General features: G+C 42.3%; 13 protein-coding genes and 1 pseudogene. 9 read left to right on the top strand and 5 right to left on the bottom strand.

The annotated features are described in order from the left end of the window. Positions 1 to 74: 74 nt before the first annotated feature. Together HWQ43_RS15290 and HWQ43_RS15285 are read right to left on the bottom strand one after the other, a co-directional pair. Positions 75 to 200 (bottom strand): annotated as a pseudogene (locus tag HWQ43_RS15290) (IS701 family transposase); the annotation flags it as partial. A gap of 161 nt (positions 201 to 361) precedes the next feature. Continuing rightward, complete coding sequence (locus tag HWQ43_RS15285; protein WP_292735139.1) at positions 362 to 517, bottom strand: hypothetical protein; 156 nt, start codon at positions 515 to 517, stop codon at positions 362 to 364. 88 nt (positions 518 to 605) lie between these two features. Here HWQ43_RS15285 and HWQ43_RS15280 point away from each other — a divergent pair, with 88 nt between their 5' ends. Further along, positions 606 to 758 (top strand): hypothetical protein, encoded by a 153-nt coding sequence (locus tag HWQ43_RS15280; protein ID WP_292735136.1) that lies wholly within the window; start codon positions 606 to 608, stop codon positions 756 to 758. A gap of 322 nt (positions 759 to 1080) precedes the next feature. Next, entirely contained in the window at positions 1081 to 1314 is a 234-nt protein-coding gene (locus HWQ43_RS15275) for a hypothetical protein (RefSeq protein WP_289796246.1), read from the top strand. Here the strand turns inward: HWQ43_RS15275 and HWQ43_RS15270 are convergent. The 3 genes from HWQ43_RS15270 to HWQ43_RS15260 all read right to left on the bottom strand — a co-directional run bounded on the left by HWQ43_RS15270 (position 1301) and on the right by HWQ43_RS15260 (position 3518). Beyond that, on the bottom strand, positions 1301 to 1624 hold the full coding sequence (locus tag HWQ43_RS15270) for a thioredoxin family protein (protein ID WP_094347267.1): 324 nt from the start codon (positions 1622 to 1624) through the stop codon (positions 1301 to 1303). The two genes, HWQ43_RS15275 and HWQ43_RS15270, sit on opposite strands and share 14 nt — an antisense overlap. Before the next feature lie 373 nt (positions 1625 to 1997). Further along, a complete protein-coding gene (gene recA, locus HWQ43_RS15265) occupies positions 1998 to 3077 on the bottom strand; it encodes a recombinase RecA (protein ID WP_114082455.1) in 1080 nt (359 codons plus the stop codon). Between the two features lie 303 nt (positions 3078 to 3380). Further along, complete coding sequence (locus HWQ43_RS15260; protein WP_292735130.1) at positions 3381 to 3518, bottom strand: hypothetical protein; 138 nt, start codon at positions 3516 to 3518, stop codon at positions 3381 to 3383. Positions 3519 to 3882: 364 nt separating this feature from the next. On the opposite strand from HWQ43_RS15260, the gene HWQ43_RS15255 reads away from it, so the two are divergent. The 7 genes from HWQ43_RS15255 to HWQ43_RS15225 all read left to right on the top strand — a co-directional run bounded on the left by HWQ43_RS15255 (position 3883) and on the right by HWQ43_RS15225 (position 13303). After that, positions 3883 to 5586 (top strand): ATP-binding protein, encoded by a 1704-nt coding sequence (locus tag HWQ43_RS15255; RefSeq protein ID WP_292735127.1) that lies wholly within the window; start codon positions 3883 to 3885, stop codon positions 5584 to 5586. A 379-nt stretch (positions 5587 to 5965) separates the two neighbouring features. Further along, positions 5966 to 6220 carry a type II toxin-antitoxin system RelE/ParE family toxin gene (locus HWQ43_RS15250; protein ID WP_292735142.1) on the top strand — a complete coding sequence of 85 codons (255 nt, stop codon included), beginning with the start codon at positions 5966 to 5968 and terminating at the stop codon, positions 6218 to 6220. 119 nt (positions 6221 to 6339) lie between these two features. Further along, the gene (gene xseA, locus HWQ43_RS15245; protein WP_292735124.1) at positions 6340 to 7608 is read left to right on the top strand and encodes an exodeoxyribonuclease VII large subunit; all 1269 of its coding nucleotides are present in this window, start codon (positions 6340 to 6342) and stop codon (positions 7606 to 7608) included. After that, the gene (gene xseB, locus HWQ43_RS15240; protein ID WP_099102361.1) at positions 7601 to 7828 is read left to right on the top strand and encodes an exodeoxyribonuclease VII small subunit; all 228 of its coding nucleotides are present in this window, start codon (positions 7601 to 7603) and stop codon (positions 7826 to 7828) included. The genes xseA and xseB overlap by 8 nt, the downstream gene beginning before the upstream one ends. A gap of 161 nt (positions 7829 to 7989) precedes the next feature. Next, complete coding sequence (locus tag HWQ43_RS15235) at positions 7990 to 10248, top strand: ATP-binding protein (RefSeq protein ID WP_292735121.1); 2259 nt, start codon at positions 7990 to 7992, stop codon at positions 10246 to 10248. After that, the gene (locus HWQ43_RS15230; protein ID WP_292735120.1) at positions 10245 to 10718 is read left to right on the top strand and encodes a response regulator; all 474 of its coding nucleotides are present in this window, start codon (positions 10245 to 10247) and stop codon (positions 10716 to 10718) included. Before HWQ43_RS15235 ends, HWQ43_RS15230 begins: the two co-directional genes overlap by 4 nt. A gap of 2 nt (positions 10719 to 10720) precedes the next feature. Then, positions 10721 to 13303, top strand: a complete 2583-nt coding sequence (locus HWQ43_RS15225) for a response regulator (protein ID WP_292735118.1) — start codon at positions 10721 to 10723, stop codon at positions 13301 to 13303. Positions 13304 to 13375: the final 72 nt, after the last annotated feature.

Genomic DNA, 13375 nt, shown 5'->3' with positions numbered 1-13375 from the left:
AAACTTCAATATACCTTATTTCTATTTTTCCTCTGCCTAGAGTGACAAAAGAGGGTTAATTCTGTTAATTTGAGGTCACTTGATGGCTTATCAATTACTGTATCATCTCCGCTTAATGTGCCGCCCACTAAGTTGATATAGAGCTTAATTTCATCAAATAAGTCTTTGGGTTCATACTGCTCACGCAGCAAAAATATATTGTCAATTTTTGCTAAAGAGAAAGTTATTTGGTCGAGTCTATATTGTGTTGTTCCACGTGTCGTAAAAGATGGAAATCCTTCAGCAACAATAGTAGATTGATCAATATTTGCATCAAAATTACTTTGAGATAAATATGATTTAGCTGCTAAAAGTAAAGCCACTAAATGAGCTTCAGCGCTTCCATCTGTAGGGCTAGCAATCCAGCAGCGCTTAAAGCAGCATCAGGAATAAATAGTCCCGCACTGGCTGTAGTAGCTCCATTCGCCAGTCGTGTTGTGCCTGTTCCTAAAATTTGTACTAGAGTTGGTTTAGTCATCAATAAAAAATATTTAGGTTCTTACAATTTAAAGTAGTTCTCTTGTACTGCCAAGAGTTTTTAAAAATTTAGTGACAAAAATTAAGTTTTGTCACTTCGACTACGGGCAACGGCGATAGCCTTAAAAAGAGCGATCACAATCTTGACAATACCAACGCTGAATCATGCCGTCCTTGCACTGATTGCAGCCGTTACGGTAAGTATGCCACTCGTGGCAACGGGAACACTGAATGCGGGTTAGGTTTTTTGTCAATTAGGTTTACTCAAAGTAGGTACGAAAATAAGTAGCATTTTAGCAGTGCGAACTTCTGCAAAGATCCTCAAAACGGGGTTATAAATGCTCTGGATGAGTAGCAAATGAGTAGAATTATAGATCAGAGCCAAAAAACCTTGATATACAAGGGGCTTCGGTTTAGCATTGAAAAACGAAGAGAAAATTGCGTAAATTGAGAATGGGAAATCAATTTTTATAACTCCTAACTCTTGTACAGACGCGATTAATCGCGTCTCTCCTAATTTCCTACTCCCCACTCAGTACTCAGCACTCAGCACTCAGAACTGTTATGAGCATTACACTTACAGGTACAGTCGAACGTCGTGATATTGGTACAGGCGCATGGGCGTTAGTTACAGAAGAGGGTGTTACTTACGAAATCCTCAGAGGGGCTGACAAAGACTTACTCAAAGCCGGACAAAAAGCAAAAGTGAAAGGACAGGTGCGTGAAGATATCATGACTACTGCCATGATTGGCCCTGCCTTAGAGGTCAAATCTTTTGAGGTAATTAGTTCTGATTAGCTGTGGAATCCAGAACCTCTTGCAGACGGCTTCTAAACTCCCCTTTGGGATGGCCTCCTTTCACTTCACCAACAATCTGAAATTCTCCCTCTGGAGAATTGCAGAGGATGTAAGTAGGCCATCCCATTTCTGATTTATCGGGATATTGAGTCAACAAAATCTTGCGATACTTGCGGTAAGCAGTCGTATCTTGCATTTTTACATCGATAAATTCTAAACCCAGTTCTTCAGCCACCTTTTTGTCATAAAAAGACATTTTGTGGCAGATGCCGCACTCTTCTGAAGAGAACTTAATTACAGCTAAACTCATGGGTTGGCTACTCTTTGATTATAAACAAAGTTTTTTAGCATAATGCTATGAAATATTACCATATAGCTGGTCATTAGTGTCAATCTAAGGCTGAAACCCCGATCTAGTATTTTTTCATTTTTCCCTAATATGTAGTCTGTCAAGTTTAAATTGATGGATTCATCAGTGACAAACCAGTGCGATATCTAAGACGGGCTACGTCTACGCCAAAATATCAAGTAGGATGCGTTTATCAGTCCAAATCTATTCACTGTCTGGATTTAGGCTTGCATTTTATATACCAAAATAGAGATTTTGAGAAAAAATAAGGTGCGTTAGCTGTCTTTGTAACGCACCATCTATTAGCAATTGCAGATTAATAAATCCACATTTTTTATTCTTCTGGCTCTAAATCGACTTCTTCCTCTTCATCTTCTTCACTAGCTTTAGCTACAGAGTTAGCAGAAACAACAGCACCTTTATCTAACTTTTCACGCACCAGTTTCTTAATCTCTTCAGCAAATTCAGGCTTTTCTTCTAGATACTTAATAGCGTTGTCTCGCCCTTGGGAGATATTATCGCCATTGTAACTATACCAAGCCCCCTTGCGGACAATAATGGAAGTTTCTTCTGCCAAGTCTACAATACAACCCAAGGTAGAAATCCCTTTACCAAAAATAATGTCAAATTCCGCTATTCTGAAGGGCGGCGCTACTTTATTTTTGGCGACTTTGACTTTAACGCGATTACCAAATTCATCTGTACCTTTCTTCAAGGTTTGAATTCGACGAATATCCAAGCGCACCGAAGCGTAAAATTTCAATGCATTACCTCCAGTCGTGGTTTCTGGGCTACCGTAGGTAACACCGATTTTTTGCCGCAACTGGTTAATGAAAATTACTGTACAACCGGATTTACCAATGTTGCCCGTAATTTTACGCAGGGCTTGGCTCATCAACCGCGCTTGCAAACCAACGTGAATATCACCCATATCGCCTTCAATTTCAGCACGGGGAACCAGTGCTGCTACTGAGTCAATGACTACAATATCAACCGCAGCAGAGCGAACCAGCTGATCGACAATTTCCAAAGCTGATTCGCCAGTGTCAGGTTGGGAAATCAGCAAATTGTCAATATCTACACCCAATGCAGCAGCATAAGTGGGATCAAGGGCGTGTTCAGCATCAACGAAGGCAGCAATACCGCCATTTCTTTGCACTTCGGCGAGCGCATGTAACGCTACTGTAGTTTTACCAGAACTTTCTGGCCCATAAATTTCTATTACCCGCCCCTTGGGTAAACCACCACCCAATGCTAAATCTAGGGTAAGCGCTCCACTAGAAATTGTTTCCACCCGCATCCGGGTAGCGTCGCCCAAGCGCATGATTGCCCCTTTACCAAAGCTGCGCTCAATCTGGTTTAGCACCATAGTCAGTGCTTTTTGCTTGCCGGAAGTATCGGTGTTGATAGCCATTTCTGCCTCTAATGCCTCTAATCTAAATATATGGTTTTAAGGAGTGTTGGTTTCGGAGTTTGAGTAGAACAGATATACTATTTTAACCAGAAAATTCTGGAATAGGACTTCTCAAATCAAAAAAGGGTGTGACAAGATCGTAACTCGATCGCTACCAGATTAGGGTAGTTTTGCACAATGATACCAACTTGCATTCAGAGATAGCTTTTTTTGGCTGGGTAAGCAAGGGTTTTCAAAGAAAAAATAAATTACCTAAACAACCCTGTTAGTATAACTGTACTCGTGAGCATTTGCGGAGGTTGCTCAATTAGGAGCGATCGCCATCCGAATTAGTATATCATCGACAACGACGGCTTCATTGGTTAAAGAAGGATGTATATCGCTTCCAGCGTGGTAGCGAAGGAATTTTAAGGTTTTGGGTTGCTTCCACCTATGAAACAACTTTGGCTTTTACTTCAGTATGCTTAAGGAGCAAGGGTATTTGCAGTTGATTAGGGGCTTGAAGGTATAAACCGAACGACTGGGCTGGTATTATAATATCTAAGCATCGTACTATTATTTTCAGCTTTTAGCTATAGGTGTGTTTATCTGGCGTAAATGCTAATTCTTACCTTCACTCAATGCTCACTGATTGTTTTAGTGACAGATTTAGCGTTAAATACCACTTTTGGTAGAAGATATACTGCAATTATTTAGTCTGCTTCCTCTGTATCTGTGCAACCAATGGCAATCTGTCAGTCTATGCGTCCAGATCAGGGTGATACACTGATAAATTTCCATCTATTTGTTTATTAAAGACAAAATTATGCCCACAACATCAGGAAAACCTTTACTAGAACTAGCTACAGCATATAACTCTTTGAGGGATTCTGGTTTCGATTTCTCAACTGCTGTTGGTGAACCGATTGATAACGCTATTCAAGCACAGGCAACAAAGATAGAGATTATTACAAAGACGGTAGAGAAAGATAACCCTAACTCTAAAAAAAAGTTACCTGTTATCCAGCAAGTAGCCATTATCGATAATGGTTATGGTATGAACGCTGATGTACTTCATAGTTGTCTTCAGCTAGGTTATTCTACAAGATATAATGATAGGGAAGGCATTGGTCGCTTTGGAGTAGGAGCAACCCTCGCAGCTATTTCTCAGTGTAAAAAAATTACTGTTTTCTCGCGTGATAAATCTACAGGTAATTTTTTATCAACATATATTGATATAGATGAAATTGCTAAAAAAGATCAATTAGAGATACCATATCCTGTAATTACAAAACTACCTCTAAAGATAAATCCTCTTATAAATCAAGATTCTGGGACAATTATTGTATGGGATAAATGCGATCGGCTAGAAACTGATCCTAATGGAAAGCCCATAAGTTCAAAGCTTTTATTGGATGAGCTTGAAGAATGGGTATCGCGTGCATATAAATATTTTTTATGGGATAGAAGAGAAATATACTTAAATGGCAAGCCAATTATTGCTCATGATCCACTTTATCTTAATCCAAAAGGTACAAGGTTTTCAGAGGATGAGCCAGCTAAAGTAGAATTTTCTCACAAGCTAGAGTGGCAAATTCCAAGTAATCCTAATAAAACTTCTGAAATACAAATTACTCTTACACTACTACCTGAAAGTTTGAGATCCAAACGTGGTGCAGGTGGTGAACCTCCTGCAACAGAGAGAAGAATTGATAAAAATGAAGGTATTTCGCTTCTTAGACATAAACGAGAGGTTGCATTTGGAAATTTCTATCCTATGCTTCCTAGTGTTATTGAAATAGATAGATGGTGGGGATGTGAGATTAATTTTGAACCTGATTTAGATGAATGCTGGGAAATCCGAAATGTTAAACGCGGTGCTCGTCCTATAGCTGAACTCAGAGAAGCTATTAAAAAACTACTCAGCAAAAAAGTTCTTGATTTAAGGAAAGAGATTCAGGAATACTGGAAGAGAGTCGATGCTGCAAACGCTCAAGAAAAAGGTGTTCATACACCAGCAGAAGATATTGTTAAAGAGGTGGAAAAAACTGTTAAACCTGCTGTTCAGGCAGGAAAAATTTTATCTACAGAACAAAAAGAAGATAAACGACGAGAAGTTATAGAAGATCCAGAACTTCCTGAATATGAGAAAACAGTGTTGCGCCAAAAAGTTGCTGGCCCTAGCCCACTACCAATATCAATCAAATCAAAAGCAATGGCAGGTGCAGAGTTTATGGAGACAGACCATATAGGTAATGGTCAAATTGTTCTAACCTTTAACAAAAAACATCCATTTTTTAGTGAAATTTACAACAAACTTGAAGAACTGGAGCAATCTACTGATGAAAATACACAGACTACAGCTCTAGTGATTAGGTACGCAATCGATTTACTACTTATGGCTTACGGCCGCGCTGAAAGCATGATTGATCTAGATAATCCGACAATTAATGAAGTAATGACCGAGCTTAGAAGCTATTGGGGTGTTCAATTAAGGAAGTATATTAAGAAGCTTGCTGATGATCAGTAATGGAAAGAGCATATCAACTAGCTCCAGACATACTACGCAGTCTCATTCCAAAAGATAAGATTGGTGTATATGTATTAGGAAATATAGGTCTTAGTCGTTTTTATCCAATTTATATAGGTCGTTCTGATATATGCTTGTTAACTAGATTGTTAACCCATAACCATAGAGATAAAGCAACACATGTAACTTGGAGATTGACATCATCAATAAAACAAGCGTTTCATCAAGAGTGTTGCTTATATCATACTTATGAGGAACAGAGCTTTTTGAATGGTGTTCATCCAGCAAGCCCCAAACAAAGCGGACTAATATGCCCAGTATGCTCTTATACAGAGATTGATATTCAAAGTCTTAAGGAGAGAACTGAAGAAAACTTGGAATACAGGTAAACAAGTATCTTGATTTTCTGAACGGTTTACAGCCTAAGATAGCAGCACAGATTGCAAAAAAGGTTTTGGCTTTGAATGTTAAGCCTTTACCCGCTGATAGTGAGCAGCTATCTGGTTATCAGGGTTTATATCGAGTTGATAGTGGTGAATATCGAATTATTTACAGGTATTTTCCCGATCGCGATTTAATAGAAGTGATTTTAGTCGGTAAGCGTAATGATGATGTCTACAAAAGATTGAAGTGATTTTAGTCGGTAAGCGTAATGATGATGTCTACAAAAGATTGAAGCGTTTACTGGATTAACCTTTGGTTTTCATTAAAATGCTAGAATCTCTCCAGCACAAATGCTTTCAGGTATCTTTGATGACTTTCGACCTTCCCGACTCTCTGATACTCGATACAGCGCTTTCAGTTTCTGGATTAACTGACTATATCCGCTTGCTGTTAGAGCAAGATGAACAATTGCGGCAAGTTTGGGTAACTGGTGAAGTTTCCAGTGCTAACAACCATCGCAGTGGTTTATTTTTTACACTGCAAGATCCCGATCGCACCGCCGGAATTAAGTGTGTAGTATGGAATAGCCAATTGCCAAAACTCGCCCAAATGCCTGTTCCTGGTGAGCAAATAATTATTTTGGGTAGTATTCGCCTATATCCACAACGGGGAGAGTATCAGTTATCAGTTTGGCAGACTTTACCTGCTGGTGTTGGTTTACAGGCATTACGCTATCAACAACTCAAAAACCGCTTGCTGGCTGAGGGATTGTTCGACGCGCAAAGAAAGCGATCGCTCCCCACCCACCCTCAAACGATCGCTGTCGTCACTTCACCAACGGCTGCTGCTTGGGGTGATATTCAAAAAACCCTGAAGCAAAGGTATCCAGGTTTACACGTTTTATTTTCTCCGGCGACCGTACAAGGTGAGCAAGCACCTGAATCTATCGTCAAAGCAATTGAGCGGGTGGAAAGAGATGGCCGCGCCGAAGTGCTAATTTTATCGCGGGGTGGTGGCGCGGTGGAAGAGTTGGCTTGCTTTAATGATGAACGAGTGGTGCGATCGCTGGCTAGTTGTTCGATTCCTGTAATTACTGGGATCGGCCATCAACGAGATGAATCTTTAGCAGATTTAGTTGCAGATGTATGTGTGCATACACCGACTGCGGCGGCGGAAATGGTTGTACCAGCACTTTCAGAGTTGTATACTGAACATCGACAGCGAATTGTGGCTTTACATGAGGCGGTGCATGACTTTAGAGAAAATGCTGAGAATAAACTGCAAGTATTACGTAATCGTTTGCGACGTTTGCGGTTAGATCGGCAAGTGCAGCAGGAGGTGGAAAAGCTTGCTTGGAAGCGTCAGCATTTGATGCAAATTACGATGGGGCGATCGCAGCAAGCAACGCAGCATTTAGAATTATTGCGGCAGAAGTTGGCAACTCTTGACCCGAAAGCGGTGTTACAGCGTGGTTATGCGGTGGTGAGAAGGGAAGATGGGGCGATCGCTCGTTCGGCGGTGGAGTTGGCTGTGGGGGAAGATTTGTTGATTGAATTGGGGCAAGGTAGCGTTAAAGTGAAAGTTATGGAAGTGAACGAACCGCCAAGACGCCAAGGACGCAGAGAGTTGAATGGTTAAACGTAAGGGTGCTTCTAGTTCTGAGGAAGGTTGGAATTATGAGGCGAAGGTTGCTGAGATAGAGGGAATTATTACTCGCATTGAGGCGGGTGAGTTGGAGTTGGAAGCTGTGTTTGACCAATTTGCAACTGCTGTGGAGTATTTGCGTCAGTGCGAAGGTTTTTTGCAACAGCGACAGCAACAGGTAGATTTGTTGATTGAAACATTAAGCCAAGAGTAGATACCGGAGACTCTAGTTTGAGTTTAGGCTAGTAGTGTGAATATAGGAGTTTGCTTTTAAGTGAGGTATAAAATGCAGGACTCAAAATCTCAGATATAAAGAGTTTCTGCCTTCTGCCTCCTTTAAGCCAGAGTTCTAATGAGGAGTTGGATAAACAGAGAATGACTGATGAGATCATTGATTTGACAAACTGCGATCGCGAACCGATCCACATTCCAAGTTTGATCCAGCGTCACGGGGTTTTACTAGTTTTGCAAGATCCCACCCTGGAAATCCTTCAGGTGAGTAGCAACATCCAGAAAGTTGTTGGTCGTCAACCTGATGAATTGCTAGGCAAGCCGTTGTCAGATTTACTTGATATCAAGCATATTCAGCTGATTCAACAATGTCTCGCCGAGGATTTTGAGAGCGTCAATCCCTTAAATCTGTCCATCAAACATCAAAATAAATCAATTTATTTTGATGGTATTGTCCATCATTTAGATAATATTATTATTCTAGAATTAGAGCCGAAAAAAGCGAAGGATAAAACAGGCTTTTTTGACTTCTATCAACAGGTAAGAGGAACCATCACCCGGATTCAGAAAGCACCAACGCTGCTAGAAATGTGCCAGATTGTGGTGACAGAAGTTCGGCGAATCACTGGCTTCGAGCGTGTCATGGTCTATCGATTTGATCGGGAAGGGGCAGGCAGCGTCATCGCTGAAGACACCAATCAGGAAACGCCCTATTTGGATTTACACTATCCGCCTTCTGACATTCCTAAGCAAGCCCGACAGCTATATACCCTTAATTGGCTGCGGCTGATTCCAGATGCCAGCTACCAGCCTGTCACCTTAATTCCAGCGAACAATCCTTTAACAAATCAACCGTTGGATCTCAGTCTCTCGGTGTTGCGGAGTGTTTCTCCAATTCATCTAGAGTACCTACAAAATATGGGCGTGACTGCCTCTATGTCTATTTCTCTGATGCACGAGCAAAAGCTTTGGGGATTGATTGCCTGTCACCATTCGTCACCCAAATATATTTCTTACAATATCCGCACCATCTGCGAGTTCATTGGACAGGTGATGTCTGTGGAACTGGCAAATAAAGAAGCGAGTGAAGATATTGATTACAAAAGTCAATTAAAGTCATTACAAACTCAATTTGTGGAAGGGTTGTCTCAGGCTGAGTATTTCCTGGATGGCATGGTGCAAATGAAATCTCAATTACTCAATCTGGTTAGTGCCACAGGAGCGGTGATATGTAGTGGCGACCAGTATATTCGAGTCGGTAAAACGCCCTCGGAGTCAGAGGTTCACGCTTTACTTGATTGGATTAAACCTCAACTGCATCATAATTTGTTTGAGACGCGATCGCTCACGAAAAATTACCTTGCTGCTGAGTCATTTAAAGCGATCGCTAGTGGCGTGTTAGCCCTGGAAATTTCCAAAGTTCACCACAATTACATTCTCTGGTTTCGCCCAGAGGTAATTCAAACGGTGAATTGGGGCGGCAACCCCAACAAGCCTGTGGAAGTTTTCTCAGATGGTAGTTTAAGAATGTCTCCTCGCAAATCCTTTGAATTATGGCAAGAAACGGTGCAAGGATCTGCCCTGCCCTGGAAACCCTGTGAAATAGAGGCGGTTACTGAACTGCGAAGTCTAGTTGTGGGCGTTGTATTGCGGCAGGCAGATAAACTGGCATCGATGAATTTTGAATTACAACGGAGTAACGAAGAGCTTGATTCTTTTGCTTATGTTGCCTCCCATGACCTAAAAGAACCGCTGCGGGGCATTCACAACTACGCTAACTTCTTAATGGAAGACTATGCAGACGTACTAGATAGCGATGGAATGGCGAAACTGCAAACCTTGGTACGGCTGACGCAGCGAATGGAAGACCTGATCAATTCCCTCCTCCATTTCTCGCGGTTGGGACGCGCCGAACTGATTCGGCAACCAGTGAATTTAAACGAGTTAGTGCCCCAGGTAATCACCACTTTGACCATTTCCCGACCGCAGAGCGAAGTTGAGTTCCGCATTCCTCAACCCCTGAAAAGCGTTCAAGGCGATCGCGCTCAGATCAATGAACTCTTCAGCAACCTGATTAGCAACGCCATTAAGTACAACGATAAACCCCAGAAGTGGGTCGAAATTGGTTTCATCGAAGGCAATGGAGAAAGCAAAGTTGCTTCTACTTCTCTAACTTTCTATGTTCGTGATAACGGTATTGGCATCCCCCAAGAACATCTCGACAAAATCTTTCAAATCTTCCGCCGCTTACATGGACGGGATGACTTTGGCGGTGGGACTGGCGTAGGGTTAACCATTGCCCGCAAAATCGTGGAGCGTCACGGTGGTAGAATTTGGGTGGAATCAACCCCCACTGAAGGTAGTACGTTTTACTTCACCCTGTCAGCGGAGGCAAATACATGACTCGGATTTCAGCCTTCCCGATGCAGGAAACGCCACTACTTTTAATTGTCGAGGATAGCAACGAAGACTTTGAGGCACTGCAAAGATTTCTAGGGCGTTCTACCATTGCGATCGCTATTCAGAGGTGTGTAAATGGGGAACAAGCCTTGGCGTTTCTTTATCGCACTGGCAGTTATGTGGAGCGCCAGAGTGCGCCCCGTCCCGGTTTGATTGTGCTTGATTTGAATCTGCCCGGAACCGATGGAAGAGAAGTGTTACGCCGAATTAAACAGGATGACAACTTGAAGATGATTCCGGTGGTGGTGTTTACTACCTCTAACAATCCTAAAGATATTGAAGTATGCTATCAATATGGTGTCAACAGCTACATTGTTAAGCCAATCAATTTTACTCAACTGAAACGAGATATTCAGATGCTTGTGGAATATTGGTTTGAAGTGACGACACTGCCTGATTATCCCAAGGATTAGTCATGAGTCAGAGATCGCGCACTGTCTTAATTGTCGATGATTCCCCAGAAGACCGAGAACTCTATCGGCGGTATTTACTAAGCGATCGGGAGTATTCCCATACTATTTTAGAGGCGGCACTGGGTAAACAAGGTCTGGAACTATGGCAGCAACACCAGCCAGATGTCGTTTTACTTGATTATCGACTGCCCGATTTGGATGGACTGGAATTTCTGGCTCGGTTACAATCCTGCCTGCAACAGCAATGTTTCCCGGTGATTATGGTAACAGGACAGGGCAATGAAGCGATCGCAGTTCAGGCGATGAAAGCCGACGCACAGGATTATCTAGTCAAAGGGCAAATTAGCGCACAAGGGTTACACCTGGCAATGAATCGAGCAATCGCCAGCCTACAGATCCGTACCCAACTGCAACAGCAGATTGAACGAGAACGATTGACTAGACAAATCAGCCAGCAAATCCACCAATCACTGGAACTAGATGAAATTCTCCAAACTACTGTAACTGAGGTGCGCCAGTTTCTCCAGACCGATCGCGTTATCGTTTTTCAGTTAGATTCTGACGTAAATGGCATTGTTGTCGCCGAATCTGTTGTCGGAGAATGGCGAGCAGTCCTGTCGGCCAAAATCTATGACCCTTGCTTTGCCGAAAGTTGTATAGAACGCTATCAGCAAGGGCGGGTGATGGCAAAATCTGATATTTATGACGGCAGTCTTGCTCCCTGTCATGTGGAATTTCTCGCACAGTTTCAGGTATGGGCAAATTTAGTTGTTCCCATTCTGCGAGATGACCATTTGTGGGGACTTTTGATTGCTCATCATTGTACTGCCCCGCGATCGTGGCAATCGATGGAAATTGAATTACTACAACAACTTGCAGTTCACCTGGGAATTGCCCTCCAGCAAGCTAATGCTTATACCCAACTAGAGCAGCAGAGTGAAGCCCGTTATCGTGCCATTGTTGAAGATCAAACAGAATTGATTGCCCGGTATTTACCAGATAGCACCATTCAGTTTGTTAATAGTGCTTATTGTCGTTACTTTGGGCTAAAACCAGAGGAAATTATTGGTAAGAGTTTTCAACCTGTGATTTTTGCAGAGGATCGGGAAATGGTGACTCGGTTGGTAAACTCTATGAGTGCCGAAAATCCCACCGTCACGGTTGAGAACCGAGTCATTATCAACAGGGAAATTCGCTGGACTCAGTGGATCAACCGGATGATATTTAATCAACAAAAACAATGTACAGAATTTCAATCTGTGGGACGAGATATTACCAAGCTGAAGGAGGCAGAAGCCCAACTGCGTCATAGTAGTGAGCGTGTCAGTTTAGCCAATGCAGAATTAGCCAGAGCTGCCCGACTCAAAGACGAATTTCTGGCAAATATGAGTCATGAGTTGCGTACCCCTCTCAATTCAATTCTCGGATTATCTGAAGCCCTATTGGAAGAAGTATTTGGTAGCTTAACCCCGAAACAAAGCCAGTTTTTAAAGACCATCGAACAGAGTGGGGAACACTTACTGGCATTGATTAACGATATTTTAGACCTATCTAAAATTGAGTCAGGCAAGATGGAGATTGAATTACGTCCAGTCTCGCTTGATTCAGTTTGTGAATCTAGCCTCAATTTTGTTAAAGAACAAGCTCGACAAAAACAAATTCAATTAATCTGCGAAATCGATCAAACCATCACCGAGATCGAAGCTGATGAACGTAGATTGCTTCAGGTGTTGGTCAATTTGTTGACAAACGCGGTGAAATTTACGCCCGATGAAGGTCGCGTTAAGTTTGAAGTCAAGATGAACTCGCCACAGCAAGCCGTTGAATTTCGGGTAACTGATAACGGAATTGGGATTTCCCCAGAAAATTTGAGCCAGATATTTCAGCCGTTTATTCAGTTAGACAGTTCCCTATCACGACGTTACACAGGAACCGGACTAGGATTATCGATTATCCAACGTATTGTCGATTTACATGGTGGCAGCATCCACGTCGAGAGCGAGGTGGGACGAGGGAGTTGCTTTAGTGTCATGTTGCCGTGGCATCCCTTATTTAAACAAGATGACTCACCATTACCTGAAGCCCCATTGAACGAAGGTGAAATCCAACAAGCTTTAGTGGTGGAAGATTCCGGTGTGGCTGCCAACCAAATTAAACGATATTTTGCGGAATTAGGCGCAACTAGTGTAATTCACCCAGTTGGGGAAGGTGTATTGAAAGTTGCTCTACAAGTCAAGCCGGATGTGATTGTGCTGGATATCTTGCTGCCTAAGAGTTCTGGATGGGAAGTTTTAAGGGAGTTAAAAGCACATCCCCAGACTCAGAATATTCCGATTATTCTCATTTCAGTAGTGGATGAGCGATCGCGCAGCTTAGAGTTAGGATCTACTGAATATCTTTTAAAACCTCTCTCGCGACAAAAGTTTTATCAAGCATTGAACCGCATTTTCGCAAAGGTTCAATCGCCCAACCCACAAGCTGCCATTGTCATGGCGGCGGCAGAATCAGCCCAAACCCCCAAAATTTTGTTAGCAGAAGACAATGAAGCCAACATCACTACGCTCATGAGTTACCTGGAGGCATGAACCTATCCCACTAATACCGAAATATGGTAATCTACTTCTCGTATGAGAGGGGTGTATCTGTGTATGGCTGGG

It is taken from the genome of Nostoc sp. JL31, assembly GCF_017114965.1.
In the GTDB taxonomy this organism is placed as follows: Bacteria; Cyanobacteriota; Cyanobacteriia; order Cyanobacteriales; family Nostocaceae; genus Nostoc; species Nostoc punctiforme_A.
This window is presented reverse-complemented; position numbering and strand designations above follow the sequence as displayed.

What these genes read in the sequence shown, in the direction of transcription:
- HWQ43_RS15285 (WP_292735139.1), bottom strand. Translation starts at nt 517, where the DNA reads ATGACTAAACCAACTCTAGTACAAATTTTAGGAACAGGCACAACACGA.
- HWQ43_RS15275 (WP_289796246.1), top strand. Translation starts at nt 1,081, where the DNA reads ATGAGCATTACACTTACAGGTACAGTCGAACGTCGTGATATTGGTACA.
- HWQ43_RS15270 (WP_094347267.1), bottom strand. Translation starts at nt 1,624, where the DNA reads ATGAGTTTAGCTGTAATTAAGTTCTCTTCAGAAGAGTGCGGCATCTGC.
- recA (WP_114082455.1), bottom strand. Translation starts at nt 3,077, where the DNA reads ATGGCTATCAACACCGATACTTCCGGCAAGCAAAAAGCACTGACTATG.
- HWQ43_RS15255 (WP_292735127.1), top strand. Translation starts at nt 3,883, where the DNA reads ATGCCCACAACATCAGGAAAACCTTTACTAGAACTAGCTACAGCATAT.
- xseA (WP_292735124.1), top strand. Translation starts at nt 6,340, where the DNA reads ATGACTTTCGACCTTCCCGACTCTCTGATACTCGATACAGCGCTTTCA.
- xseB (WP_099102361.1), top strand. Translation starts at nt 7,601, where the DNA reads ATGGTTAAACGTAAGGGTGCTTCTAGTTCTGAGGAAGGTTGGAATTAT.
- HWQ43_RS15235 (WP_292735121.1), top strand. Translation starts at nt 7,990, where the DNA reads ATGACTGATGAGATCATTGATTTGACAAACTGCGATCGCGAACCGATC.
- HWQ43_RS15230 (WP_292735120.1), top strand. Translation starts at nt 10,245, where the DNA reads ATGACTCGGATTTCAGCCTTCCCGATGCAGGAAACGCCACTACTTTTA.
- HWQ43_RS15225 (WP_292735118.1), top strand. Translation starts at nt 10,721, where the DNA reads ATGAGTCAGAGATCGCGCACTGTCTTAATTGTCGATGATTCCCCAGAA.